This window comes from Vibrio stylophorae (genome assembly GCF_921293875.1).
GTDB classification, from domain to species: Bacteria; Pseudomonadota; Gammaproteobacteria; order Enterobacterales; family Vibrionaceae; genus Vibrio_A; species Vibrio_A stylophorae.
In genome coordinates this window covers 2,850,203-2,875,824 of the sequence record NZ_CAKLDI010000001.1, presented here as the reverse complement: position 1 = coordinate 2,875,824, position 25,622 = coordinate 2,850,203, and the positions used below count along the sequence as shown (strand labels likewise).

The following is a 25,622-nucleotide window of genomic DNA, read 5'->3' as shown; positions in this document are numbered from 1 at the left end:
CACGTAAACGTTGTGCCAAGGTAATCGCTGGTTGATCGCCAGCGCGACCACCTGAGTAGTTCTCAAGACCAATGTGAATGCGGCCACCAAGGAAAGTACCTGCGGTCAGAACCACAGCTTTCGCACGGAATTTAAGTCCCATTTGGGTTATGGCACCAACCACGCGATCCCCTTCAAGGATCAAGTCATCCACGGGTTGTTGGAACAACATTAAATTAGGCTGGTTTTCCAGCATGTGGCGAATCGCTGCACGATATAGCTGGCGATCGGCTTGTGCTCGAGTCGCTCGAACCGCAGGGCCTTTTGAGGCATTTAGGGTTCGAAATTGGATCCCACCGTGATCAATGGCCAGAGCCATTGCACCACCAAGTGCATCCACCTCTTTGACTAAATGCCCTTTACCAATGCCACCGATGGCAGGGTTACAGGACATTTGTCCAAGCGTATCAATATTATGCGTAAGCAAAACGGTCCGCTGTCCCATACGCGCCGAGGCGAGTGCGGCTTCAGTGCCTGCATGACCGCCGCCAATGACGATCACATCGAAATTTTCTTGGTAAAACATGGTAAGGCCTTAGGCAAATCATGAGGTTTATTTGTGCGCTTTGCTGGCGCGGTCGCCATTCTACCCCGTTTAACCGTGCAAGCGAAGCGAAGATCAAATCAGAGTTGAAAGCCTTTAAAATATATAAAGATCTATTTAAAGAGATCTTCTATTGGATCTTTTATTAGGATCCACTGAGGCTGTGAGTAAGTGCCGAATGATCCTATTGATCATGGTTTTAGGAAGGATCAGATCATGGGGATGGGTTGGGATCTAAGGGCGTAAAACATGGGATCAAAATGGCTGTTTATCCACAGTACAGGTGGGGTGTAGATCTTATTCAAGGGATAACTAACGTTTGATCACGGTTTGATCTATTAGTTATCCACAAGAAAAAGTTGTTCGTTTGCTTATTATTTGACCGTTTTGAGTTGTTCAATGAGCCCTGGAAGCCATTCATCGGCTTGTTCTTCTAAGTCAGGATTGTGGCTCACATCGATTTCAAGGCGGGGATAAATCAGCTTTGCACCCAATGATTGCAGTAGTTTTTCAAGGTTTTTACCCGCTTGGCAGAAAGTGTCATAGCTGCGATCACCCACAGCCACCAGCGCCATATGCACTTGGCTTAAATCGGGTTGGCTGCTTTCAAGTTGTGCCACAAAGGATTGAATGCTTTCTGGGTAATCACCCGCACCATGGGTTGAGCAGGCAAGGATCCAAGGACCTTGAGTCGGTAATTGATCCAGATCGGCTTGGAAATGAATGGTTTGTGCAAAGCCTGCAGCGGCAAGCTGATCGGCAATATGTTCGCCAAGGTATTCGGTGCCGCCTAGGGTGCTGCCTGTGAGCACTTGAATCTCAGACATGTTTTGTTCCTTATTTGCGCATATAAAAACGCCAGCTTGAATGCTGGCGTTTGTGTTATTTCCCAATACAGAATGAGGTAAATATACGACCCAGTAGATCGTCGGAGCTAAATTCGCCTGTAATCTCTGTCAGCGCTTGCTGAGCGAGTCGAAGCTCTTCAGCAAGGATTTCACCAGCCATAAAGCCCATAAGCTGCTCACGGCCTGTTTCAAGGTGATGTGAGGCTTGATTTAATGCATCGATGTGACGACGACGGGCGCTAAAGCCACCTTCGGTGGTTCCGGAAAAGCCCATGCATGCTTTTAAATGCTGGCGCAGCGCATCCACACCTTCGCCAGTTCTGGCTGAAAGACGAATCAATGTGGGTTCGGTAGCGTGACAAATACCCAATTCTTCATGGGTGAGATCGGCTTTATTGCGCACCACGGTAACGCCCGCATTAGCAGGTAGACGATCCATAAATTCCGGCCAAATATCCTGAGGATCTGTCGATGCTGTGGTGGTGCTATCCACCATCAGCAAAATTCGGTCTGCTTCGGTAATTTCTTGCCAAGCGCGCTCAATACCAATGCGCTCGACCTCATCACTAGCTTCACGCAGACCGGCGGTATCAATGATATGCAAAGGCATGCCATCGATATGAATATGTTCACGTAGTACGTCGCGAGTGGTACCTGCGATATCGGTAACGATGGCGCTTTCTTTGCCTGAAAGGGCGTTGAGTAAGCTTGATTTACCGGCGTTTGGACGACCAGCGATGACCACTTTCATCCCTTCACGCATAATCGCGCCTTGATTGGCTTGTTGCTGAACACGGCCCAGCTCATCAATGACGGCATTGAGATCGCGTTCAATTTTGCCATCGGAAAGAAAGTCGATCTCTTCTTCTGGAAAATCAATCGCAGCTTCGACATAGATGCGCAGTTGGGTGAGGGATTCCACCAGCCCATTGACGGCCAGTGAAAAGGCGCCTTGCAGTGATTTTAGCGCGGAGCGCGCCGCTTGTTCTGAACTGGCATCAATCAAATCGGCAATGGCTTCAGCTTGTGCCAGATCCATTTTGTCATTTAAAAAGGCACGCTCTGAGAATTCACCGGGACGCGCGAGACGCACGCCTGGAAGCTCGCTGATGGCTCGAATGAGCAGGTCACAGACCACAGGGCCACCATGACCTTGAAATTCCACCACGTCTTCACCAGTGAAGGAATGGGGTGCTTTAAAGTAGATAGCGATCCCTTCATCCAATGGGTTGCCGTTCACCTCATGGAAGGTGCTGTATTCTGCGTAGCGTGGACGAAGCGTTTTACCCGTGATGAGCGAGCCCACTTCGGTCGCTTTAGGTCCGGAAACGCGAATTATGGCCACACCGCCACGGCCTGGTGCTGTGGCTTGGGCGACGATGGTATCAGTCATAGTGATTGTTCTTTGTGAAGTATGTGGGGAGTGTAACTCAAACTCGGTATGGCGCAAAAAAGCGGCGTAAAAAAAGGCGACACCATGGCCGCCTTGTTTCATTGAATGCTCATCAACTGAGTTTAGCGGGTATGTAACCCTTGCTTCTCAAGTTGACGATAGATAATGGTTTGCTGGGTCAAGGTCATGATGTTTGACATCAACCAGTACAGTACCAAGCCTGATGGGAAGAACAGGAAGAAGCCAGTGAAAATCACAGGCATAAACGTCATGATCTTCTGCTGCATTGGATCTGTGATGGTGCTTGGACTCATCTTCTGAATGATAAACATGGAGATACCCATGAGGATCGGCAGAATATAGTATGGGTCTTGCGCTGATAGGTCATGAATCCAGCCAAAGAATGGAGCATGACGTAGTTCAACAGACTCCATAAGGGTCCAATATAATGCGATGAAAATAGGCATCTGTAGAAGAATCGGCAAACAACCACCCAGTGGGTTTACTTTCTCTTTCTTGTACAGTTCCATCATCGCTTGGCTCATGCGTTGACGGTCATCGCCAAAGCGCTCACGCATCTCTTGCAGTTTAGGCTGCAGCATACGCATTTTCGCCATTGAGGTGTACTGCGCTTTGGTGAGCTTGTACATCGCACCACGCACAATGATGGTCAATACGATGATCGCAACACCCCAGTTACCCACAACGCTTTGGATGAGGTTCAGCAACCAGTAAAGTGGTTTTGCCAAGAACCAAAGCCAACCGTAGTCTGCGGTGAGATCAAGGTACTTCGCAGTCGCTGACATTTGGTTTTGTAGTTTAGGACCAACCCACAAAGTCGCATCAAGCGTGGCTTTGCTATCAGGTGCGATGGTGGTTACTGGCATTTCCATGCCAAGGTAGCCTTTGTCATCACGGAAGCGAGAGTAGATCACTTTTTCACCGGTCATATCTTTGCCTGGAATCCAAGCGGTGGTGAAGTAGTGTTGAATCATCGCAACCCAGCCGCGGTCAGTGCGGATGTCGAGGTTACGATCTTCCATATCGTCAAAGCTGTATTTTTTGTAGTTGTCATCTTGTGATGAGAACGCGCCGCCACGGTATGTTGGCATGGTCAAGCTACCGCCGGTATCCGTCGCAGTACGACGAAGTTGGGTGAATAGCTGAACTGCAGCTTCTTTATCTGTGTTGTTGCTTACGACATATTCAACTTTCACCGCATAGCTATCACGATCCAAGATGAAGCGTTTTTGATAGGTGATGCCGTTTTTGCTGTAAGTCATTGGTACAACAAGCTGGTCTTGACCTTCAGCCATCACAAAGTCAGTGCCATCGACAGAGTAAACTGCGGTTTTGGTCACTGAGTCTGCGCCTTGAGGACCTTGTAGGCGGCTTTGTGCAACAAAGTCTTCGCCTTTGCTTTCGTTCAAAAGCTCCATTGGCTGATTAGAATCAAGTGATTTGGTGTATTTGAGCAGTTGGCTCTCAACAATGTCACCGCCATCAGTGTTGATGGTCAATTCAAGCACATCAGATTTCACATGAATCAGTTGGCCCTGTTGCGGGTCAGCTGTGCTGACACCATCTGTTGCTAGGCTGGAGTCAGGGAACTCACTGGTGCCTGATTTGGCTACAGATGCCGCTTCGACTGCCGGTGCTACTGGATTGGTGAACGCTTCCCACTTTTGATAGAGCAAAAAGGTCACAGCGAGCAAGGCAATCAACAGAATATTGCGTTGGGAATCCATCTTATTGATCTCTGTTTGTATGCTGATGAGGTGGAACTGGGTCGTAACCACCATCATTTAAAGGGTGGCATTTTAATAGACGTTTGATTGTTAACCAACCGCCTTTTATTACACCGTGAATTTTAATGGCTTCTATAGCGTATTGGGAACAACTTGGAGTAAAACGACAACGCGGGCCGATAAGCGGGCTGATCACCAGCTGATAGAAGCGGATTAGTTTAGTGGCTAACCACGCGAGGGGCGAGAGAGACGTTGCCATAATTTCTCCAGGACGTGATAGAGCTCATCATTAGACAATTCACTGGCGCTTTTTTTAGCAATGACGACGAAGTCAAAATGACCAAGTTGATGCTGGTGGTGCCGAAAACTCTCGCGAACAATGCGTTTAAAGCGGTTGCGATCGACAGCAAAACGGATTTGTTTTTTAGGGACAGCAAGACCTAAACGAGGATGTCCAAGGTCGTTAGCGCGGGAAAGAATGGTTAAATGAGGGCTACCAGCACGTTTGGCACGCTGGAAGACATTTTGAAAGTGTTCGGGAGTTAACAAACGTAACTCCCGACTGAAAGCTAATGTATTCACCAGAGTGATGATTACGCAGATAGCTTTTTACGACCTTTAGCACGACGAGCGGCTAGGATCTTACGACCGTTCTGAGTCGCCATGCGTGCACGGAAACCGTGGTTACGCTTGCGCTTTAGAACTGATGGTTGAAAGGTACGTTTCATGATAATTACCTATATATACTGATCAGTATTCTTTTTACTAAGTGCGCGAGAATTCGCTTCACCTCGAAAAAAGAGGCGGAATTGTAATCGGCTTAATGACCTGAGTCAATAAACCTTGCGAGGTCTCACACTGGGCGCAGAATTATACCTGCTTCTTTTCGTTGTGCAAGGATCCACCGCGATCTCCTTTCACTGTCACAAATTTAGCCGCTTCGCTGTGTTTTTGATCACACTGTGCTTAAATTTGGGTGAAGATTGTGAGTAACCAGCGTAAAAAATGTGATGATCCACGAAAAAACACTGCGATGATGTGTATAACTTCGATCTAATCCACGGGATCTGGGATCTTATCGCTGGCGATCTGCCTAGGACCAGTATAAAATTGCTGCCCTTTTTCATCGATCTCATGGAGCCTGATGTGTCCTCTTCGCTTTGGTTACAGTGCCTAGCGCGTCTTCAAGAGCAACTGCCCGCAACTGAGTTTAGTATGTGGGTGCGGCCGCTGCAGGCAGAGTTGAACGATCGTCAGCTTACGCTTTTTGCCCCAAATCGTTTTGTATTGGATTGGGTTCGAGATAAATATCTCAACCAAATCAATTCATTACTTCAAGAATTTTGCGGTCCAGATATGCCGGTACTGCGCTTTGAAGTGGGCAGTCGTCCGGTACAGCGGGCAGTGGTTGAATCAACCATGCCGCCAAAAGTGAGTATCAATCCAAATCCGAGTTCGCGTCAGCAGCCGGTGAGCCCGCAGTGGTCACCGCAAAGTGAAGCGCCGCGTCCTGAGATCAATCATCGATCAAACGTTAACCCGAAACATAAATTTACGAATTTTGTTGAAGGTAAATCGAACCAGCTTGCTCTTGCCGCAGCCCGTCAGGTGTCAGATAACCCTGGTGCGGCCTATAACCCGCTCTTTTTATATGGCGGTACTGGCCTGGGTAAAACGCACCTATTACATGCGGTAGGTAATGCGATTATTGCCAGAAAACCAGACGCTTGCGTGGTCTACATGCATTCTGAACGGTTTGTGCAAGATATGGTGAAAGCGCTACAAAATAACGCCATTGAAGATTTCAAACGTTATTACCGTAGTGTTGATGCTTTGCTGATCGATGATATTCAATTTTTTGCCAATAAAGAGCGCTCGCAAGAAGAGTTCTTCCATACCTTTAACGCCTTGCTTGAAGGGAACCAACAGATCATTTTGACGTCTGATCGCTATCCAAAGGAGATCAGCGGTGTTGAAGATCGTCTGAAATCACGATTTGGTTGGGGTTTAACCGTTGCTATTGAGCCGCCAGAGTTGGAAACCCGTGTCGCGATCCTGATGAAAAAAGCAGAGGATCACGCTATCCGCTTACCGGATGAAGTAGCGTTCTTTATTGCCAAGCGCCTGCGCTCCAATGTGCGCGAGTTAGAAGGGGCGTTAAACCGTGTGATCGCAAATGCCAATTTTACTGGGCGTGCGATTACCATAGATTTTGTGCGTGAGGCATTACGTGACCTGCTCGCACTGCAAGAAAAACTAGTCACCATCGATAATATTCAAAAAACGGTGGCGGAATACTACAAAATTAAGATGGCAGATTTGCTATCGAAACGTCGCTCTCGCTCGGTGGCGCGCCCTCGTCAAATGGCGATGGCCTTGGCCAAAGAGTTAACCAACCATAGCTTGCCAGAAATTGGCGATGCCTTTGGTGGTCGTGACCACACAACGGTGCTGCATGCTTGTCGCAAGATTGAGCAACTGCGCGAAGAGAGCCACGATATTAAAGAAGACTACTCCAACCTAATTCGGATTCTATCGTCATAATGATGCAATTTAGCTTAACGCGTGATCGTTTGATTAAACCGCTGCAACAAGTCTGTAGTGGCTTGGGTGGGCGTCCATCACTACCGATTCTCGGCAACTTGCTGATGCAGGTTCGTGAAGGTTGGCTATATCTCACCGGCACTGACCTTGAAGTTGAATTGGTGGCAAAAATTGCCCTTGAAGGTCAAATCAGTGAAGGTGAAATTACCGTTCCGGCGCGTAAATTTTTAGATATTTGCCGTGGCCTGCCTGATAGTGCGCCTATTGATGTGACGCTCGATCATGACCGCTTAATTTTGCGATCAGGCCGTAGCCGCTATTCATTGGCGACTTTGCCTGCGGCTGATTTTCCAAATATCGATAGCTGGCAAACCGAAGTGCAGTTCAGTCTACCGCAGTCTCAACTGCGTCATTTGATTGATAGCACGCAGTTCTCCATGGCCAATCAGGATGTGCGTTACTACTTGAACGGCATGCTATTTGATATTGCGGGTCAAACCCTGAAAGCGGTTGCGACGGATGGTCACCGGATGGCGGTGTGCACGCAGCAACTGTTGGATGAGTGCGGTGAGCATCAAGTGATTGTGCCGCGCAAAGGGGTAATGGAGCTAGCTAAGCTACTTGATAGCCCAGATGATTTGGTCACCATTCAAATTGGTAACGCCAATTTACGTGCTGAGGTGAACAACTATGTGTTTACTTCAAAACTGGTTGATGGCCGTTTCCCTGACTATCGTCGCGTTCTGCCTCAGAGTACCAACAAAACCTTGATTGCAAGCTGCGATCAATTGCGTCAGGCGTTTTCTCGTGCGGCTATCTTGTCGAATGAGAAGTTCCGCGGTGTTCGTTTGAACTTGGCGGATAATCAGTTGCGCATTACGGCCAACAACCCAGAGCAGGAAGAAGCGGAAGAAAACTTGGATGTGAGCTACCAAGGTGGTGAGCTTGAGATTGGTTTTAACGTCAGTTATTTGCTTGATGTACTTAATACGCTCAAATGCGATCAGGTACAGATGAGTTTGTCTGATGCCAATGCCAGTGCTTTGGTGGAAAATGTTCAGGATGGTGCAGCCCTTTATGTGGTGATGCCAATTCGCCTGTAAGCGGATTTTCGCTTAAATTTTTGTCAAAAAAGCGCTCAAATATGAGCGCTTTTTTTATGTCCGATCAACTTGGTGAAATGCTGTGACCTAGTTGGCTTTTTCGACCCCATTTCCTGCCTGCAAAGGGCAATCCAAGGTGGTTTCATAACCGCCTTTTGTGTAGAATTGGTAAGCTTCGGCGCAGTAAAATTTGAAGCTGAAACAGGCGCCTGCCAAGCCCTGAAAATGACGATATCAATTGATGATGCCATGGCCAGAAATAGAGCGAGAACAAGAACAATATGGCTTTAGATCGTCTTGTCGTGACTGACTTTCGCAATATTGAACATTGCGACCTGTCTTTCTCTTCGCACATGAATATTTTGGTCGGGGACAATGGCAGCGGTAAAACCAGTTTATTGGAAGCAATTTTCTTCCTTGGACATGGTCGCTCTTTTCGCAGTCAGCTAACCAACCGCGTGATTCGTCACCAGCAAGCGAAGTTGGTGTTGTTTGGTCAAGTGTTAGACCAACACAACAGCAAACTGCCTTTGGGCCTTGCAAAGGGCCGTGATGGCCAAAGTGAAGTGAAACTGGGTGGTGAAAAGCAGCAAACCTTGGCACAACTGGCCAATGTATTACCTATTCAATTGATCACACCGGAAGGGTTTACCCTGCTCGCCGGTGGTCCCAAGTATCGTCGTGCTTATATTGATTGGGGTGTATTCCATCAGGAACCGCAGTTTTTTGAGTTGTGGCGGCGGGTGAAACGTATCACCAAGCAGCGCAACGCATTGCTCAAAACAGTGCGAACATATCAACCCTTAGCCGTGTGGGATGCCGAGTTATCTCGCCTCAGTGAGCAGGTTAGCGCGCTAAGACAGGGTTATATTGAACAGCTTTTACCTCGCGTTGAAACGCTTTGCCAAGCCTTTCTTCCCGAGTATCAGTGCCAGCTAAAATACAGTCGAGGCTGGGATGCCGACACCCCTTTACAGACTGTGCTGGAACAAAACTTTCAACGTGATAGCCAATTTGGTTATACCACGGTGGGACCGCATAAAGCCGATTTAAGGCTGAGGATTAACGGGACACCAGTGGAAGATGTGTTATCACGTGGGCAACTGAAACTTTTGGTGTGTGCATTGCGCTTAGCGCAGGGACAGGATCTCACACAGACCACAGGTAAGCAGTGTATCTATTTGATTGATGATTTTGCTTCTGAGTTGGATGCCGAAAAACGAGGTTTATTGGCACAACAGCTCGCCGAGACAAGGGCGCAAGTGTTCATTAGTTGTATCAGTGCCGATCAGGTGTCTGAAATGATGATCGAGCAACCAGTCGTGTTTCATGTGAAACAGGGCGAGATCAGTCAGCAATAACAAGTGAGAGTAACTCAATGTCAAATAACTATGATTCATCGAGTATTAAAGTACTCAAAGGCCTAGATGCCGTTCGTAAACGTCCTGGTATGTATATCGGTGACACCGACGATGGTACTGGCTTGCACCACATGGTGTTTGAGGTGGTGGATAACTCGATCGATGAGGCGCTCGCCGGTCACTGTAATGACATCGTTATCACTATTCATGACGACTACTCAGTGTCAGTGAGCGATGATGGTCGTGGTATTCCGACTGAAATGCACCCAGAAGAGGGTGTTTCTGCAGCCGAAGTAATCATGACGGTGCTACATGCTGGTGGTAAGTTTGACGATAACTCTTACAAAGTTTCCGGTGGTTTGCACGGGGTAGGTGTCTCCGTTGTGAATGCGCTGTCTGAGAAGGTTGAGTTGACCATTTATCGTGGTGGCCATATTCACCAACAAACCTATCATCATGGTGAGCCTCAGGCGCCTTTGGCAGTTACAGGTGATACCGATCGCACCGGTACCATGATTCGTTTCTGGCCAAGTGCTGCGACCTTTACCAATATTGAATTTCAATATGAGATTCTAGCTAAGCGTCTTCGTGAGCTGTCATTCCTAAACTCTGGTGTGTCGATCAAGCTTTCTGATGAGCGCGGTGAAGGTAAGCAAGATCACTTCAAATATGAAGGTGGTATTCGCGCTTTTGTTGAGCACTTGAACCGCAACAAAACCCCGATTCATCAGCAAGTGTTCCATTTTGACCACGAGCGTGAAGATGGCATCAGCGTCGAAATCGCGATGCAGTGGAACGACGGTTTCCAAGAGAACATCTACTGCTTTACCAACAACATCCCACAGCGTGATGGTGGTACGCACCTTGCTGGTTTCCGTGGTGCGTTGACTCGTACGCTGAACAACTTCATGGAAAAAGAAGGGGTGATGAAGAAGGCGAAAACCAACACGGCGACCTCTGGTGATGATGCGCGTGAAGGTTTGACCGCTGTGGTTTCTGTGAAAGTGCCAGATCCTAAATTCTCAAGCCAAACCAAAGACAAGCTTGTTTCAAGTGAGGTGAAAGCGGCTGTTGAATCTGTCATGGGTGAGAAGCTGAGCGAGTTCTTGCTTGAAAACCCGAATGACGCACGCACCGTGTGTAACAAGATTATTGATGCTGCTCGTGCCCGTGAAGCGGCACGTAAAGCACGTGAAATGACCCGCCGCAAAGGTGCGCTTGATTTGGCTGGCTTGCCAGGCAAACTTGCAGATTGCCAGGAAAAAGATCCTGCGCTTTCTGAACTCTATATTGTGGAGGGTGATTCTGCGGGTGGTTCTGCAAAACAGGGCCGTAACCGTAAGAACCAAGCGATTTTGCCGCTCAAAGGTAAGATTCTAAACGTTGAGAAAGCACGCTTTGACAAGATGCTTTCTTCACAAGAAGTGGCCACGCTGATTACTGCACTTGGTTGTGGTATCGGCCGCGATGAATACAACCCAGATAAGCTACGTTATCACAACATCATCATCATGACCGATGCTGACGTCGACGGCTCGCACATTCGTACTTTGCTGTTGACCTTCTTCTATCGTCAAATGCCTGAGTTGATCGAGCGTGGCTATGTGTATATTGCGCAGCCACCGCTTTACCGCGTGGCTAAAGGTAAGCAAGAGCAATACATCAAAGATGATGAAGCCATGCAGCAATACGAGATCAGTATCGCGCTTGAGAACGCATCACTTTATGCTAACCCTGAAGCACCAGCGATGTCTGGTTTAGCTTTGGAAGAGTTGGTTCGTCTATATCACGAATGTATGAAGTTGATTGATCGTCTGTCGCGTCGTTTGCCTCGCTCTTTCCTACAGGTGTTGAGTGAATCGCCACGTGTGACCCAAGAGATGCTGAGCAACGAAGCCGCATTGGATGATTGGATGAATGCTGTGGTTGAGATGTTGATGTCTCGTCAATCTGGTGAAAGCCATTACGATTACGAAATCGAACGTGAAAACGGCGTTTGTCAGCCTGTTCTGTTGGTTCGTACTCATGGTGTTGATTATCGCTATGCACTACCTGCTGATTTCTTTGTTGGTAAAGAATACGGCAAGCTAGCGAGTCTCTATGAAGCCTTAGATGGTTTGCTAGAAGAGGGCGCCTTCGTCCAACGTGGCGCACGTCAGCAACCGGTTCGTCGTTTTGATGAAGCATTGGCATGGCTGATTAAAGACTCTAACCGTGGCCTGCAGAAGCAGCGCTATAAAGGTCTTGGTGAGATGAACCCAGAGCAGCTTTGGGAAACCACCATGGATCCAATGAGCCGTCGTATGATGCAAGTCACCATTTCTGATGCGGTTGCCGCTGATGAATTGTTTACCACATTAATGGGTGATCAGGTTGAACCGCGTCGTCAGTTCATCGAAGAGAACGCCCTAAAAGTGGCCAACCTTGATATCTAATCATTTTGATTAAGCCTCAAAGCGCTCCAAGGAGCGCTTTTTTATTACTTAAATTTCAATGCGATAAATTTTATTTCGATAATTTTTTTGCTGGTGGTGTTGAAAAGTAAAATTTGGGCCATAGATCTAAGGTGAAGCTAATGCCGATTGGGTTAGCAAACGCTCGCCGACAGGGAGCACTATTTTATCTATCGCTTTAAATGAGGATAGCAATATGCGTACTATCGATTTTTCTCCACTATACCGTTCAGCCATTGGTTTTGATCGCATCTTTAATCAGCTTGAGCAAACCAGCAGTGCAGGCAACGGCAGTTACCCTCCATATAATATTGAGCAGACAGGTGAGCACAGTTATCGCATCACTATGGCTGTGGCTGGTTTTTCACCAGAGCAACTAACACTCACCCAAACTGAGAATATTTTAAAAGTTACAGGGTTGAAAAAGTCACAAAATGAAGAGAAACAGTACCTCTACCAAGGTATTGCAGAGCGTGATTTTGAGCGTAAGTTTCAATTAGCTGATCACGTGAAGGTGACCGCTGCTGATATGGAAAATGGTTTACTACACATTGACCTTGATCGTGAGATTCCTGAAGAGAGTAAACCACGCAATATTGCTATTGGTCAGAACCGAGTACTTGAGAACAAGTAATACGACTGAACCCAAAGAATAAAAAAGCGCTCAATAGAGCGCTTTTTTGTTTCACGTGAAACAGATTAGTGAGCTGATTCGTTCAATAGCTGTTGGTAAACTTCTGCGATAATCGCAATCCCTTTTGCCATTTTGTCATCGGCTTGCACATAGTTCAGACGCAAACATTGCTTCGCATGGGGCCAGTTTTGATCTTGAAGGCCAATAAAGAAATGCTCGCCAGGCACCACCAAGACACCCCGGGCTTTTAATCGGCGGTAAAATTCAACGCTGCTAATTGGCAGGTGAGGGAACCATAGCCAAAGAAAAATCGCGCCCTCAGATTTATGTATCAGCACTTGTTCTGAGTCCAGATGCTGACGAATGAGTGCAATCGTTGCTTGGCTTTTGGCTTGGTAATAGGGGGTGATGACGTCATCGCACAAAGATTGCAGACGATTTTGCTCAATCATTTGTGTGGCGATGGCGGGTCCCACGCTACCTGGTGCTAAATTGGTGATTCCGTTTAGATTGGCGAGTGCGCGAATAATTTCAGGCTGGGCAATCACAATACCACAACGTGAGCCGGGTAAACCCAGTTTCGATAAGCTCAGGCATAAAATCGTGTTGTCATTCCAGTGCGGTTTAGCATCGGTAAAGACGATATTTGGAAATGGCAGGCCGTAGGCATTATCAATAAGTAATGGAATTTGATGGGCGCGCGCGAGTTGATCGAGCTTTTCAATTTCTAGATCAGTAAGCACATTACCAGTTGGGTTGGTGGGGCGAGAAACACAAATTAAACCAATATCATCACTAATTTCTAATGCGTCAAAATCGATATGATATTTAAATTGACCATCGCTAAGCATGTCGATTTTTGGTTTGACTGAGATAAACATCTCATCGCTTAGCCCGGTATCGGCATAGCCAATATACTCAGGTGCTAAAGGTAGCAGTACTTTTTTATGTTGGTTCTGACATTCACCTGCAAGCAGGTTGAAGAGGTAGAAGAAAGAGGATTGGCTACCATTGGTGAGGGCGATATTTTCTTTGCTGATCGGCCAGCCAAAATCTCGATGAAACATTTGAGCCAATGCGCTGACAAAAACATCTTTGCCCTGCGGGCCATCATAATTGGTCAGACTATGAAGTAACTTGCCGTTGCTTAAGAGTTGGCTTAATTCAGCTTCAAACTGAGTCAGCGCTTGTGGGATTTGCGCTGGATTTCCACCACCGAGCATAATGGCGTCTGGATTTTGCAGGCCATCATTTAAATCATCCATTAACTGTGTGATTCCAGAATCACACGTGAATCGTTTACCAAAGTTTGAAAAATCCATTTTACTCACTGTACTTGGTCTGTGTTGTTCAAATTTTATTCCCAACAACATACCTTTTTATAGAACAAAGTAAAGATAGCAGCGTGTTTTTCAGAGTGTTTCACATGAAACAAATCCAGCACTTTGATTTAGGTCGATTGGTGTTTTGAGTTTCACGTGAAACAAAAAAGCGGCCGAAGCCGCTTTAGAATAGAGATACTAAATTATCGAGGCGCGAATACGACCATCACCTTTTGTTTGTTATTCTCTCGAACAAACGCGTAGTAGGGTGATGCTTGCACAAGCTGATGATCGCCAGTCACAAGTACTGGGAACTGGCGACGAAATTGCAGTAATTTTTGCCAGTGCAATTGCAGTTGAGTGTTATTTTTTTGCCACGGCATAGGACTCAGTGCGGGATAAAAAGCATCAGCGCGCTGATCTGCTTGGCGGTTTAACTCACTGCCATAACTGATAGAAATCGGACGGTTGGTGAGTAGCAACCAAGTCGCTTGATCTCGCTCTTGAATATTGCTCAGGTTCAGCTGGCTGCTATCGAAATGCTCGACCGCGGATTTATTTTGATTGCCGGCTTGGTAGTAGCCATCGATTTGGTTAATACAGCTTGGGTCGATTGAAGCGGCTGGGATGGCAGCACTGTTGATTGCTAATTCAAATGGGGTGGTGTTAGCGCTCTGGAAAATATATTGTGACTTCCAGCCTTGCAGTGCTTGTGATGTCGCTTTTTGAATTTGCTGCGTTTGCTCAGCTGTGAGATTTGCCTGTAGACGCATGCCATCAATACCAAACTCTTTTGGCCAGTAGGCAAGCCACTGGGCAAGATAATCCACTAGCTTTGCGTTCTCTATGGCCGTGACTTTACTGTCAGGTTTGCGAGCGAAAAACTCAGGAAGCGTTACTTTTGGGTTTTGCTTCAAGCGAAGTTCGGGTGAATCGATACGCTCAATCCAAGGTCCCCACCAATGTTGCCATTGTGCCGAATCTGGGTTGAGTTCAAAGGCAGCCAATGCTTGTTTTGTCCAAAGACTTGGGTCGTTATGCGTTGGATGTTCAAGTGCGCCAAAGCCATATTGCGCCATATCCAAAGCTGTCGCTTGACCAACATGGCTTAGATCCACATCAAACACCACCTTCATATTTAGGCCATGCGCTAAGGCGATTAGATTTCGCAGATCTTGTGCTTGTCCATAGTTGGCATCAAGCGTTGTGAAATCTAATACTTGCTTACCGTCGATGGGATAGGTGGGGAATGGTTGCTGCTTGATCGGTAGCCAGCCATGCACTTGTTCAAAGGGCGCTTGAATCGCTATGGTGGTGACACCAAGCTCTGCGAGGTAATCCAGTTTTTGAGTTAAACCAGCTAAGTCGCCGCCCATAAAACTATTGGGATTTTGCGCTGAATTTTGACGACCATAGGAGAAATCATTTTCTTGGTCGCCATTGTAGAAGCGATCGAGATGAACCGTATAGGTACTTTGTAAGGTTTCACTGGCAACGGCTTGGCTAGCGTTGACAGCAACAAGTAGTAATAAACCACCGCTATAGGTTTCTGGCGTAAAGGTGACCTTGCCGTTGCGTACCGTTTCAATTTTGCCGCTGTAGTAATCGCGAACCTGTGTGCCATCCATAAACTGACCACTGACATCGACCGTAACAGGGCCACTCGATGGAATGGCGCAGCCTTGATTGATGTTACTTGGCTGCTCGACGATGGCTGCGGTTTGATCGGTTACCGCTTCGGATTCTCCAATGGTCACCATTTGCATCTCTGCAAACTCAAGCTGATCGCTATGCGGTACATTGCGTTCATCTTCCATTTGCAATTGCCACTGACCATTATTCGATTCAAGTTTTAAGCGGTGTGGATTTTGTGAATCAAAAGTCACGGCAATCATGCTTGCCTTATCACAGCTTTGTAGCGTAATGGGTTGACCAACACGAAGTGGTTCAGCGTTTTCGCTTGGGCAAAAAGGGGTTTGACCTGAAAGGTAGAAATTCTGATGAAGCGCCAATGGTTTCACGTGAAACCATCCCGACGGATCAGCCATCAATGGCATGGTGTCGTGCTCTGAATAGAGGTGGGTCGGTTGCGCGTGCTCAGAAAGTAATTGGCAAGCGCTTAATCCGCTACAGATAACAAACAGCGGAATGAGGCGAGTCTTCATGACAGAAATCCAAACGATCGACAGTGCGCAATAAACTACCACAAATGAAGAAAAATTGATGGCAGCAAAAGGGCAAAATCAAAAGTAAATGATGAAATAATCAAAGGGATAAAAAAGCCCACCGAGCGGTGGGCTAGATTTAAATGTTCGCTTGCAACTTTTGCTGTTATTACTTTTGTAATAAAGAGATATCTGCAATCTCAAGGAACAATTGGCGAAGTGCAAAGAGGAGTGCCAAACGGTTCTGTTTGAGCGCTTCATCATCAGCCATCACCATTACATTATCAAAGAAGCTATCTACAGGCTCGCGTAGTGCAGCCAATTCGCTTAATGCGAGTTGGTAGTTACCTTCAGCAATAGCAGGTGCTAGCGCTGCTTGTAGGCGACGTACTTCAGCCGCAAGTGTCTTCTCAGATGCTTCTTGAAGAAGCTGATCTTGAATCTCGGTATTGAGTTCGCCTTCAACCTTCGCAAGGATGTTACCCACACGCTTATTCGCTGCAGCAAGTGCTTCTGCTGCATCCAAATCACGGAAGTGTGAAACCGCCTTCACGCGCTGATCAAAATCAGCAGGTTTGGTTGGATGACGCGCAAGAACGGCTTGAATGATGTCGACGCTAAAGCCTTCATCCTGATACCAAGCGCGGAAACGACCAAGCATAAACTCAATAACATCTTGCTCAACATTGGCATTGGTCAGGCGATCACCAAAGAGTGATTTTGCTTTCGCAACGAGATCAACCAAATCAAGGTTGTAACCATATTCCACAATAATACGAAGCACACCCAAAGAGGCACGACGTAGGGCAAATGGATCTGAGCCTTTTGGTGCTTGGCCAATGCCAAAAATACCGACGATAGTATCGAGTTTATCGGCCATCGCTACCGCAGCAGAAACACCATCAGCTGGTAATGAATCACCAGCGAAACGAGGCATATATTGCTCGTTTAGTGCAACAGCTACCGCTTCATCTTCGCCATCGTGACGCGCATAGTGCATCCCCATCACGCCTTGGGTATCAGTGAACTCAAAGACCATTGAGGTCATCAAGTCACATTTTGCCAAAAGGCCTGCACGTTTTGATTGCTCAACGTTCGCACCAATTTGCTCAGCGATATAGCCAGCAAGTTCTGTGATGCGATCAGTCTTATCTTTGATGGTACCCAATTGTTGTTGGAATACGGCTTTGTCGAGCTCAGCAAGACGATCAATCAAAGGACGTTTGCGGTCAGTATTAAAGAAGAACTCAGCATCAGCTAGGCGAGGGCGTACAACCTTCTCGTTACCTTCAATTACATGATGTGGTTCTTTAGACTCGATGTTTGAAACGAAGATAAAGTTCGGGAGTAGCTTCTTGTTCTCGTCATAAACAGGGAAGTACTTTTGGTCACCTTTCATGGTGTAGACCAAAGCTTCAGCTGGCACCTTAAGGAACTTCTCTTCAAATTTCGCAGTCAGGACTACTGGCCATTCAACCAATGAGGTGACTTCTTCAACGAGGTCATCATCTAGATCTGCAATACCGCCAACCGCAGCTGCTGCTTTTTGTGCATCCGCAATGATGATCGCTTTACGTGCTTCGTAGTCGGCCATCACCTTACCGCGCTCTTCAAGAATCGCAGGGTATTGGCTGGCAGAGTCAATCGTGAATGATGCTTCGCCCATAAAACGGTGACCACGAATGATGCGATCAGATTGGACGCCAAGGATTTCACCAGCAATAAGCTCATCACCCATCAATAGCGTGAGGGTTTTCACTGGACGAATAAATTGGGTTTCTTTATCACCCCAACGCATTGGCTTGGCAATCGGTAGGTTCGCCAGTGCTTTTGCGGCTAGTTCAACAACAAGTGCTTTGGTCTCTTGACCCTTCACTTCTTGTTTAAATAGCAGCCATTCACCTTTATCTGTGACCAAGCGCTCTGCTTGTGCAACGGTAATACCATTACCACGAGCCCAGCCTTCAGCGGCTTTGGTTGGGTTACCTTCGGCATCAAATGCTGAAGCGATAGCAGGACCGCGTTTTTCAACGATCTTGTCCGGTTGGTTTTCAGCAAGGTTTGCGACTTTGAGTGCAAGGCGACGTGGCGCTGCATACCAGGTGATACCGTCATGCGCGAGATCGGCTGCGTTTAGTTCAGTTTCAAAGTTCGCAGCAAATGCTTCCGCTAGGGTGCGAAGTTGCGTTGGTGGTAACTCTTCAGTACCTAGCTCAATTAGAAATTCTTTCGCCATTCTATTTCTCCTCACCCTTTTTAAGCATTGGGAAGCCAAGTGCTTCACGAGATGCGTAGTACGCTTCAGCAACTGACTTGGTCAGATTGCGAATACGAAGGATGAAACGTTGACGCTCAGTCACGGAGATTGCTTTACGTGCATCCAATAGGTTGAATGCATGTGCTGCTTTTAGAATGCGCTCATAAGCTGGAAGCGGTAGGGGCTTCTCAAGCTCAAGAAGATGCAAACACTCTTTTTCACACTGATCAAAGAAGGTGAATAGGAAGTCAACATCAGCGTGTTCAAAGTTGTAGGTGGATTGCTCCACTTCGTTTTGATGGAAGATATCACCATAGGTCACTTTACCCAGTGGGCCATCTGTCCATACCAAGTCATAAACTGAGTCGACACCTTGAATGTACATTGCAAGACGTTCGATACCGTAAGTGATCTCACCAGTAACTGGTTTACATTCAAGGCCGCCTACTTGTTGGAAGTAGGTGAACTGAGTGACTTCCATACCGTTGAGCCAAACTTCCCAGCCAAGACCCCAGGCACCCAAGGTTGGGTTTTCCCAGTTATCTTCAACAAAGCGAATGTCATGCACAGTTGGGTCGATACCAAGCGCTTGCAAAGAGCCAAGATAAAGCTCCTGAATATTGTCAGGTGACGGCTTGATGATCACTTGGAACTGGTAGTAGTGCTGCAGACGGTTAGGGTTCTCACCATAACGGCCGTCAGTTGGGCGTCTAGATGGCTGAACATAAGCGGTAGCGATTGGCTCTGGACCAAGCGCACGAAGACAAGTCATCGGGTGTGATGTACCTGCTCCCACTTCCATATCCAATGGTTGAACAATGGTGCAACCCTGTTGGGCCCAATAATCCTGCAGCGCGAGGATCATCCCTTGAAAGGTTTTGATATCGAATTTTTGCATAGTCTGCTTCGCGCGATCTGTTGAAATAAAGAAAAAATAACGAACAAGTATACCCTGATGTGGCGCAGGCGAGTAGCGCTAATGTTGCTCTTTTAACCAGGAAGTATGGATTGCATGCGTAAGGATAGGGGGAAGGAATTAATTCGTCTTAAAGGACAAAAGCAAGAAGCAAAGCAAGTTAGATAAACAGCTCAGATATATCGAGTCGATCAAGCTTTTGCAATAAAGGCCAAATCACCCGATGGATGACACATAACTGTCATAAAGCACATGCTATTTTTAAGATGTAAGTGGAACCGGAGGGCGCGCTTATGTTGACACGTTATATGGGGATCTCCCCTCGCAAACAAAGCTATCTATTTACCTTTGCTTTAGTGTTGAACCTACTGGGTATGGTGCTCACTGATTTATGGTTGCCCATGGTGGTCGGTGCGATCATTATGACAGGCTTAACAGTGGAAGCTTGGATTCGTGTTCAGCACATCATTCCAATGAAAAAAGACCTCAACGATCTCCATAAGCAAATCAAGAGAATTCAAAGTGAATTGCGGCAAGTGGAAAATGTCCAAAATGATGAGTACCTTCGCGACTAAAACCACAGGGCAATGAATAAACAAAAGGCAGGGAGTATTCCCTGCCTTTTTTCTTCCCTCTATATAGCAATATAGAAAAGACGATAGATTAAGATGGTTGCGCTATGCGCTTACTTGTCCTTTCTGGATTAAATAGTGAAAGGGCAGGTTTTCCGTTTGCGACTCAAGCAAGGTGTGATCCATAAAGCGACAAAAGCTGGGAATGTCGCGTGTCGTTGATGGGTCATCCGCGGTAATCAACAAAGTCTCGCCATCGTTCATCTTACGAATGGTTTTTCTCACCATCATAACGGGCTCTGGACAACGTAATCCCTCTGCTGCCAGGAAATGATCTGCATTTTTCATTTTAATCACAGTAAATATTTAAGTTGCTGGCGCTCATGGTAGCGTCAAAGAGTAATGATGCAAGGTGCAATATTAGGGTGAATGCCGCTGGAATCAGCAGAAATTGGCCTAAAAAAGCACGGGTTGTTGGTATTTTAACCAAACAGATCAAAATCACAAAAAAAGGGTTGCACGCCGATCAAAGCGCCCTATAATGCGACCTCACTGACACGGCGCAACGGCAACAACAGCGCGGTGTTGAGAGGAAAAAGAAAGTTAAACTTTCGCTTGACTCTCGAAAGATGGCTGGTAAGATTCACAGCCCTGACCAAGCAGCAAAGCTGCTGAGTCAACGCTCTTTAACAATGTAACCAATCAATCTGTGTGGGCACTCGTTATTGATAGTCGAAAGATTTAAATCAATGAACTGAGTGACCAAACAAATCGAAAGATTTGGCACAGTCAATTCACATTACGATAGTAATGTAATCAGTATTCATTGAGTCGGTCGAAAGACCAAAAAAACTTTTAATTGAAGAGTTTGATCATGGCTCAGATTGAACGCTGGCGGCAGGCCTAACACATGCAAGTCGAGCGGCAGCGACATAAACAATCCTTCGGGTGCGTTTATGGGCGGCGAGCGGCGGACGGGTGAGTAATGCCTAGGAAGTTGCCCAGTAGAGGGGGATAACCATTGGAAACGATGGCTAATACCGCATAATCTCTTTGGAGCAAAGCAGGGGACCTTCGGGCCTTGTGCTACTGGATACGCCTAGGTGGGATTAGCTAGTTGGTGAGGTAAAGGCTCACCAAGGCGACGATCCCTAGCTGGTCTGAGAGGATGATCAGCCACACTGGAACTGAGACACGGTCCAGACTCCTACGGGAGGCAGCAGTGGGGAATATTGCACAATGGGCGCAAGCCTGATGCAGCCATGCCGCGTGTGTGAAGAAGGCCTTCGGGTTGTAAAGCACTTTCAGCAGTGAGGAAGGTGGTAAGATTAATACTCTTATCATTTGACGTTAGCTGCAGAAGAAGCACCGGCTAACTCCGTGCCAGCAGCCGCGGTAATACGGAGGGTGCGAGCGTTAATCGGAATTACTGGGCGTAAAGCGCATGCAGGCGGATGATTAAGCCAGATGTGAAAGCCCCGGGCTTAACCTGGGAATAGCATTTGGAACTGGTCATCTAGAGTCTTGTAGAGGGGGGTAGAATTTCAGGTGTAGCGGTGAAATGCGTAGAGATCTGAAGGAATACCGGTGGCGAAGGCGGCCCCCTGGACAAAGACTGACGCTCAGATGCGAAAGCGTGGGTAGCAAACAGGATTAGATACCCTGGTAGTCCACGCCGTAAACGATGTCTACTTGGAGGTTGTTCCCTTGAGGAGTGGCTTTCGGAGCTAACGCGTTAAGTAGACCGCCTGGGGAGTACGGTCGCAAGATTAAAACTCAAATGAATTGACGGGGGCCCGCACAAGCGGTGGAGCATGTGGTTTAATTCGATGCAACGCGAAGAACCTTACCTACTCTTGACATCCATAGAACTTAGCAGAGATGCTTTGGTGCCTTCGGGAACTATGAGACAGGTGCTGCATGGCTGTCGTCAGCTCGTGTTGTGAAATGTTGGGTTAAGTCCCGCAACGAGCGCAACCCTTATCCTTGTTTGCCAGCACGTAATGGTGGGAACTCCAGGGAGACTGCCGGTGATAAACCGGAGGAAGGTGGGGACGACGTCAAGTCATCATGGCCCTTACGAGTAGGGCTACACACGTGCTACAATGGCGTATACAGAGGGCGGCGAACCAGCGATGGTAAGCGAATCCCAAAAAGTACGTCGTAGTCCGGATTGGAGTCTGCAACTCGACTCCATGAAGTCGGAATCGCTAGTAATCGTGGATCAGAATGCCACGGTGAATACGTTCCCGGGCCTTGTACACACCGCCCGTCACACCATGGGAGTGGGCTGCAAAAGAAGTGGGTAGTTTAACCTTCGGGAGGACGCTCACCACTTTGTGGTTCATGACTGGGGTGAAGTCGTAACAAGGTAGCCCTAGGGGAACCTGGGGCTGGATCACCTCCTTACCTAAAGACTACTGACAAGTGTCCACACAGATTGATTTGGTTATAAGTTTAAGGGGCTATAGCTCAGCTGGGAGAGCGCTTGATTTGCATTCAAGAGGTCTGCGGTTCGATCCCGCATAGCTCCACCATCTTTAAACGCATTTGCTTAAGTGCTTTTAAAAATGGTTTCGAAAGAAACACATGCTCTTTAAAAATTTGGAAAGCTGACTAGTAAATTCATTTGAATGTAAGTTCAATGAATAACTAAAAATGTTTATTCATATACCCATATGAATAAACGAGTTCTCAAAAACACAATCAAGTGTCTTGAGTACGGCGAAAACTAGAAATCTTGGTGACTGTTCATATAGCCCTCTTCGGGTTGTATGGTTAAGTGACTAAGCGTATACGGTGGATGCCTTGGCAATCAGAGGCGATGAAGGACGTACTAACCTGCGATAAGCCATGAGGAGACGGTAAGAGTCATTACTACTCATGGATTTCCGAATGGGGAAACCCACTTGCATAAGCAAGTATCTTACAGTGAATACATAGCTGTAAGAGGCGAACCGGGAGAACTGAAACATCTAAGTACCCCGAGGAAAAGAAATCAACCGAGATTCCGAAAGTAGCGGCGAGCGAAATCGGACCAGCCCTTAAGTTTTTAGTGTGCTAAGCGAACGTTCCTGGAAAGGACGGCGATACAGGGTGATAGCCCCGTAGCTGAAAGTGCACTTTAGATGAAATCGAGTAGGACGGGACACGTGGTATCCTGTCTGAATATGGGGGGACCATCCTCCAAGGCTAAATACTCCTGATTGACCGATAGTGAACCAGTACCGTGAGGGAAAGGCGAAAAGAACCCCTGTGAGGGGAGTGAAATAGAACCTGAAACCGTATACGTACAAGCAGTGGGAGCACCTTCGTGGTGTGACTGCGTACCTTTTGTATAATGGGTCAGCGACTTATATTCAGTGGCGAGGTTAACCGATTAGGGGAGCCGTAGCGAAAGCGAGTGTTAACTGCGCGTTTAGTCTCTGGATATAGACCCGAAACCGAGTGATCTAGCCATGGGCAGGTTGAAGGTTGAGTAACATCAACTGGAGGACCGAACCGACTAATGTTGAAAAATTAGCGGATGACTTGTGGCTAGGGGTGAAAGGCCAATCAAACTCGGAGATAGCTGGTTCTCCCCGAAAGCTATTTAGGTAGCGCCTCGGACGAATACTACTGGGGGTAGAGCACTGTTAAGGCTAGGGGGTCATCCCGACTTACCAACCCTTTGCAAACTCCGAATACCAGTAAGTACTATCCGGGAGACACACGGCGGGTGCTAACGTCCGTCGTGGAGAGGGAAACAACCCAGACCGCCAGCTAAGGTCCCAAAGTATTGCTAAGTGGGAAACGATGTGGGAAGGCTCAGACAGCCAGGATGTTGGCTTAGAAGCAGCCATCATTTAAAGAAAGCGTAATAGCTCACTGGTCGAGTCGGCCTGCGCGGAAGATGTAACGGGGCTAAGCAATACACCGAAGCTGCGGCAATGTACTTTAGTATATTGGGTAGGGGAGCGTTCTGTAAGCTGTTGAAGGTGAACTGAGAAGTTTGCTGGAGGTATCAGAAGTGCGAATGCTGACATGAGTAACGACAAAGGGAGTGAAAAACTCCCTCGCCGGAAGACCAAGGGTTCCTGTCCAACGTTAATCGGGGCAGGGTGAGTCGGCCCCTAAGGCGAGGCTGAAAAGCGTAGTCGATGGGAAACGGGTTAATATTCCCGTACTGCTGATAACTGCGATGGGGGGACGGAGAAGGCTAGGTGGGCCAGGCGACGGTTGTCCTGGTTCAAGGGTGTAGGTTGAGTGTTTAGGCAAATCCGGACACTTAAGACTGAGACCTGATGTCGAAGCCACTACGGTGGTGAAGTCATTGATGCCATGCTTCCAGGAAAAGCCTCTAAGCTTCAGGTTATCAGGAACCGTACCCCAAACCGACACAGGTGGTCGGGTAGAGAATACCAAGGCGCTTGAGAGAACTCGGGTGAAGGAACTAGGCAAAATGGTACCGTAACTTCGGGAGAAGGTACGCTCTTGATGGTGAAATCCCTTGCGGATGGAGCTGCTGAGAGTCGCAGATACCAGGTGGCTGCAACTGTTTATTAAAAACACAGCACTGTGCAAATTCGAAAGAAGACGTATACGGTGTGACGCCTGCCCGGTGCCGGAAGGTTAATTGATGGGGTTAGAGGTAACTCGAAGCTCTTGATCGAAGCCCCGGTAAACGGCGGCCGTAACTATAACGGTCCTAAGGTAGCGAAATTCCTTGTCGGGTAAGTTCCGACCTGCACGAATGGCGTAATGATGGCCACGCTGTCTCCACCCGAGACTCAGTGAAATTGAAATCGCTGTGAAGATGCAGTGTACCCGCGGCTAGACGGAAAGACCCCGTGAACCTTTACTACAGCTTGGCACTGAACATTGAGCCTACATGTGTAGGATAGGTGGGAGGCTTTGAAGCAGAGACGCTAGTTTCTGTGGAGCCGACCTTGAAATACCACCCTTGTATGTTTGATGTTCTAACTTGGCCCCATTATCTGGGGTGAGGACAGTGCCTGGTGGGTAGTTTGACTGGGGCGGTCTCCTCCCAAAGAGTAACGGAGGAGCACGAAGGTGGGCTAATCACGGTCGGACATCGTGAGGTTAGTGTAATGGCATAAGCCCGCTTGACTGCGAGAATGACGGTTCGAGCAGGTGCGAAAGCAGGTCATAGTGATCCGGTGGTTCTGAATGGAAGGGCCATCGCTCAACGGATAAAAGGTACTCCGGGGATAACAGGCTGATACCGCCCAAGAGTTCATATCGACGGCGGTGTTTGGCACCTCGATGTCGGCTCATCACATCCTGGGGCTGAAGTCGGTCCCAAGGGTATGGCTGTTCGCCATTTAAAGTGGTACGCGAGCTGGGTTTAGAACGTCGTGAGACAGTTCGGTCCCTATCTGCCGTGGGCGTTGGAAGATTGAGAGGGGCTGCTCCTAGTACGAGAGGACCGGAGTGGACGAACCTCTGGTGTTCGGGTTGTCACGCCAGTGGCATTGCCCGGTAGCTAAGTTCGGAATCGATAACCGCTGAAAGCATCTAAGCGGGAAGCGAGCCTCAAGATGAGTCTTCCCTGAGACTTTAAGTCTCCTAAAGGGTTGTTCGAGACTAGAACGTTGATAGGCAGGGTGTGTAAGCGTTGTGAGACGTTGAGCTAACCTGTACTAATCGCCCGTGAGGCTTAACCATACAACACCCAAGAGGGTTTTACGTACACAAGCTTGATTGTGTTGAGAACGAAGCAA

Annotated in this window: 18 protein-coding genes, 1 tRNA gene and 2 rRNA genes; 9 read left to right on the top strand and 12 right to left on the bottom strand. The window is 47.6% G+C overall.

Annotation, left to right across the window (positions count from 1 at the left end):
• From L9P36_RS13515 to rpmH, 7 genes are all read right to left on the bottom strand, one after another.
• The coding region (locus tag L9P36_RS13515; RefSeq protein WP_237467803.1) for an FAD-dependent oxidoreductase at positions 1 to 565 on the bottom strand (565 nt) is incomplete at its 3' end.
• Between the two features lie 392 nt (positions 566 to 957).
• On the bottom strand, positions 958 to 1,410 hold the full coding sequence (gene mioC, locus L9P36_RS13510) for an FMN-binding protein MioC (RefSeq protein ID WP_237467802.1): 453 nt from the start codon (positions 1,408 to 1,410) through the stop codon (positions 958 to 960).
• A 55-nt stretch (positions 1,411 to 1,465) separates the two neighbouring features.
• Entirely contained in the window at positions 1,466 to 2,824 is a 1,359-nt protein-coding gene (gene mnmE, locus L9P36_RS13505) for a tRNA uridine-5-carboxymethylaminomethyl(34) synthesis GTPase MnmE (RefSeq protein ID WP_237467801.1), read from the bottom strand.
• 122 nt (positions 2,825 to 2,946) lie between these two features.
• A complete protein-coding gene (gene yidC / locus L9P36_RS13500; protein ID WP_237467800.1) occupies positions 2,947 to 4,572 on the bottom strand; it encodes a membrane protein insertase YidC in 1,626 nt (541 codons plus the stop codon).
• Between the two features lies 1 nt (position 4,573).
• Positions 4,574 to 4,831, bottom strand: a complete 258-nt coding sequence (gene yidD, locus L9P36_RS13495; RefSeq protein ID WP_237467799.1) for a membrane protein insertion efficiency factor YidD — start codon at positions 4,829 to 4,831, stop codon at positions 4,574 to 4,576.
• Positions 4,798 to 5,154 carry a ribonuclease P protein component gene (gene rnpA, locus L9P36_RS13490; protein WP_237467798.1) on the bottom strand — a complete coding sequence of 119 codons (357 nt, stop codon included), beginning with the start codon at positions 5,152 to 5,154 and terminating at the stop codon, positions 4,798 to 4,800. The genes yidD and rnpA overlap by 34 nt, the downstream gene beginning before the upstream one ends.
• Positions 5,155 to 5,165: 11 nt before the next feature.
• Entirely contained in the window at positions 5,166 to 5,300 is a 135-nt protein-coding gene (gene rpmH, locus L9P36_RS13485) for a 50S ribosomal protein L34 (protein ID WP_237467797.1), read from the bottom strand.
• 418 nt (positions 5,301 to 5,718) lie between these two features.
• Here rpmH and dnaA point away from each other — a divergent pair, with 418 nt between their 5' ends.
• From dnaA to L9P36_RS13460, 5 genes are all read left to right on the top strand, one after another.
• Positions 5,719 to 7,116, top strand: a complete 1,398-nt coding sequence (dnaA, locus tag L9P36_RS13480) for a chromosomal replication initiator protein DnaA (protein ID WP_237467796.1) — start codon at positions 5,719 to 5,721, stop codon at positions 7,114 to 7,116.
• A 2-nt stretch (positions 7,117 to 7,118) separates the two neighbouring features.
• A complete protein-coding gene (gene dnaN / locus L9P36_RS13475) occupies positions 7,119 to 8,219 on the top strand; it encodes a DNA polymerase III subunit beta (protein WP_237467939.1) in 1,101 nt (366 codons plus the stop codon).
• Between the two features lie 281 nt (positions 8,220 to 8,500).
• Positions 8,501 to 9,580: a DNA replication/repair protein RecF gene (gene recF, locus L9P36_RS13470; RefSeq protein ID WP_237467795.1), complete on the top strand. Its 1,080-nt coding sequence runs from the start codon at positions 8,501 to 8,503 to the stop codon at positions 9,578 to 9,580.
• Between the two features lie 17 nt (positions 9,581 to 9,597).
• On the top strand, positions 9,598 to 12,015 hold the full coding sequence (gyrB, locus tag L9P36_RS13465) for a DNA topoisomerase (ATP-hydrolyzing) subunit B (RefSeq protein WP_237467794.1): 2,418 nt from the start codon (positions 9,598 to 9,600) through the stop codon (positions 12,013 to 12,015).
• 214 nt (positions 12,016 to 12,229) lie between these two features.
• Complete coding sequence (locus L9P36_RS13460; RefSeq protein WP_237467793.1) at positions 12,230 to 12,667, top strand: Hsp20 family protein; 438 nt, start codon at positions 12,230 to 12,232, stop codon at positions 12,665 to 12,667.
• A 65-nt stretch (positions 12,668 to 12,732) separates the two neighbouring features.
• Here the strand turns inward: L9P36_RS13460 and L9P36_RS13455 are convergent, their stop codons facing one another.
• From L9P36_RS13455 to glyQ, 4 genes are all read right to left on the bottom strand, one after another.
• Positions 12,733 to 13,989 carry a valine--pyruvate transaminase gene (locus L9P36_RS13455; RefSeq protein ID WP_237467792.1) on the bottom strand — a complete coding sequence of 419 codons (1,257 nt, stop codon included), beginning with the start codon at positions 13,987 to 13,989 and terminating at the stop codon, positions 12,733 to 12,735.
• Positions 13,990 to 14,192: 203 nt separating this feature from the next.
• The gene (locus tag L9P36_RS13450; RefSeq protein WP_237467791.1) at positions 14,193 to 16,154 is read right to left on the bottom strand and encodes an alpha-amylase family glycosyl hydrolase; all 1,962 of its coding nucleotides are present in this window, start codon (positions 16,152 to 16,154) and stop codon (positions 14,193 to 14,195) included.
• A gap of 169 nt (positions 16,155 to 16,323) precedes the next feature.
• Complete coding sequence (gene glyS / locus L9P36_RS13445; RefSeq protein ID WP_237467790.1) at positions 16,324 to 18,390, bottom strand: glycine--tRNA ligase subunit beta; 2,067 nt, start codon at positions 18,388 to 18,390, stop codon at positions 16,324 to 16,326.
• Position 18,391: 1 nt separating this feature from the next.
• Positions 18,392 to 19,309, bottom strand: a complete 918-nt coding sequence (gene glyQ / locus L9P36_RS13440; protein WP_237467789.1) for a glycine--tRNA ligase subunit alpha — start codon at positions 19,307 to 19,309, stop codon at positions 18,392 to 18,394.
• Positions 19,310 to 19,620: 311 nt separating this feature from the next.
• On the opposite strand from glyQ, the gene L9P36_RS13435 reads away from it, so the two are divergent.
• Entirely contained in the window at positions 19,621 to 19,902 is a 282-nt protein-coding gene (locus L9P36_RS13435; RefSeq protein WP_237467788.1) for a hypothetical protein, read from the top strand.
• A 102-nt stretch (positions 19,903 to 20,004) separates the two neighbouring features.
• Here the strand turns inward: L9P36_RS13435 and tusA are convergent, their stop codons facing one another.
• Complete coding sequence (tusA, locus tag L9P36_RS13430; RefSeq protein WP_237467787.1) at positions 20,005 to 20,247, bottom strand: sulfurtransferase TusA; 243 nt, start codon at positions 20,245 to 20,247, stop codon at positions 20,005 to 20,007.
• Between the two features lie 508 nt (positions 20,248 to 20,755).
• Between tusA and L9P36_RS13425 the strand changes: the two genes are divergently transcribed.
• The 3 genes from L9P36_RS13425 to L9P36_RS13415 all read left to right on the top strand — a co-directional run bounded on the left by L9P36_RS13425 (position 20,756) and on the right by L9P36_RS13415 (position 25,566).
• Positions 20,756 to 22,308: ribosomal RNA gene (locus tag L9P36_RS13425) — 16S ribosomal RNA — on the top strand.
• 52 nt (positions 22,309 to 22,360) lie between these two features.
• A tRNA-Ala gene (locus L9P36_RS13420) sits at positions 22,361 to 22,436 on the top strand.
• A gap of 239 nt (positions 22,437 to 22,675) precedes the next feature.
• Positions 22,676 to 25,566: ribosomal RNA gene (locus tag L9P36_RS13415) — 23S ribosomal RNA — on the top strand.
• The 16S and 23S rRNA genes sit together here with 1 tRNA gene alongside, the layout of an rRNA operon.
• Positions 25,567 to 25,622: the final 56 nt, after the last annotated feature.

Excerpts from the sequence above, each read along its gene's own strand:
- mioC (WP_237467802.1), bottom strand. The coding sequence starts at position 1,410 with ATGTCTGAGATTCAAGTGCTCACAGGCAGCACCCTAGGCGGCACCGAA.
- mnmE (WP_237467801.1), bottom strand. The coding sequence starts at position 2,824 with ATGACTGATACCATCGTCGCCCAAGCCACAGCACCAGGCCGTGGCGGT.
- yidC (WP_237467800.1), bottom strand. The coding sequence starts at position 4,572 with ATGGATTCCCAACGCAATATTCTGTTGATTGCCTTGCTCGCTGTGACC.
- yidD (WP_237467799.1), bottom strand. The coding sequence starts at position 4,831 with ATGGCAACGTCTCTCTCGCCCCTCGCGTGGTTAGCCACTAAACTAATC.
- rpmH (WP_237467797.1), bottom strand. The coding sequence starts at position 5,300 with ATGAAACGTACCTTTCAACCATCAGTTCTAAAGCGCAAGCGTAACCAC.
- dnaN (WP_237467939.1), top strand. The coding sequence starts at position 7,119 with ATGCAATTTAGCTTAACGCGTGATCGTTTGATTAAACCGCTGCAACAA.
- recF (WP_237467795.1), top strand. The coding sequence starts at position 8,501 with ATGGCTTTAGATCGTCTTGTCGTGACTGACTTTCGCAATATTGAACAT.
- gyrB (WP_237467794.1), top strand. The coding sequence starts at position 9,598 with ATGTCAAATAACTATGATTCATCGAGTATTAAAGTACTCAAAGGCCTA.
- L9P36_RS13460 (WP_237467793.1), top strand. The coding sequence starts at position 12,230 with ATGCGTACTATCGATTTTTCTCCACTATACCGTTCAGCCATTGGTTTT.
- L9P36_RS13455 (WP_237467792.1), bottom strand. The coding sequence starts at position 13,989 with ATGGATTTTTCAAACTTTGGTAAACGATTCACGTGTGATTCTGGAATC.
- L9P36_RS13450 (WP_237467791.1), bottom strand. The coding sequence starts at position 16,154 with ATGAAGACTCGCCTCATTCCGCTGTTTGTTATCTGTAGCGGATTAAGC.
- glyS (WP_237467790.1), bottom strand. The coding sequence starts at position 18,390 with ATGGCGAAAGAATTTCTAATTGAGCTAGGTACTGAAGAGTTACCACCA.
- glyQ (WP_237467789.1), bottom strand. The coding sequence starts at position 19,309 with ATGCAAAAATTCGATATCAAAACCTTTCAAGGGATGATCCTCGCGCTG.
- L9P36_RS13435 (WP_237467788.1), top strand. The coding sequence starts at position 19,621 with ATGTTGACACGTTATATGGGGATCTCCCCTCGCAAACAAAGCTATCTA.
- tusA (WP_237467787.1), bottom strand. The coding sequence starts at position 20,247 with ATGAAAAATGCAGATCATTTCCTGGCAGCAGAGGGATTACGTTGTCCA.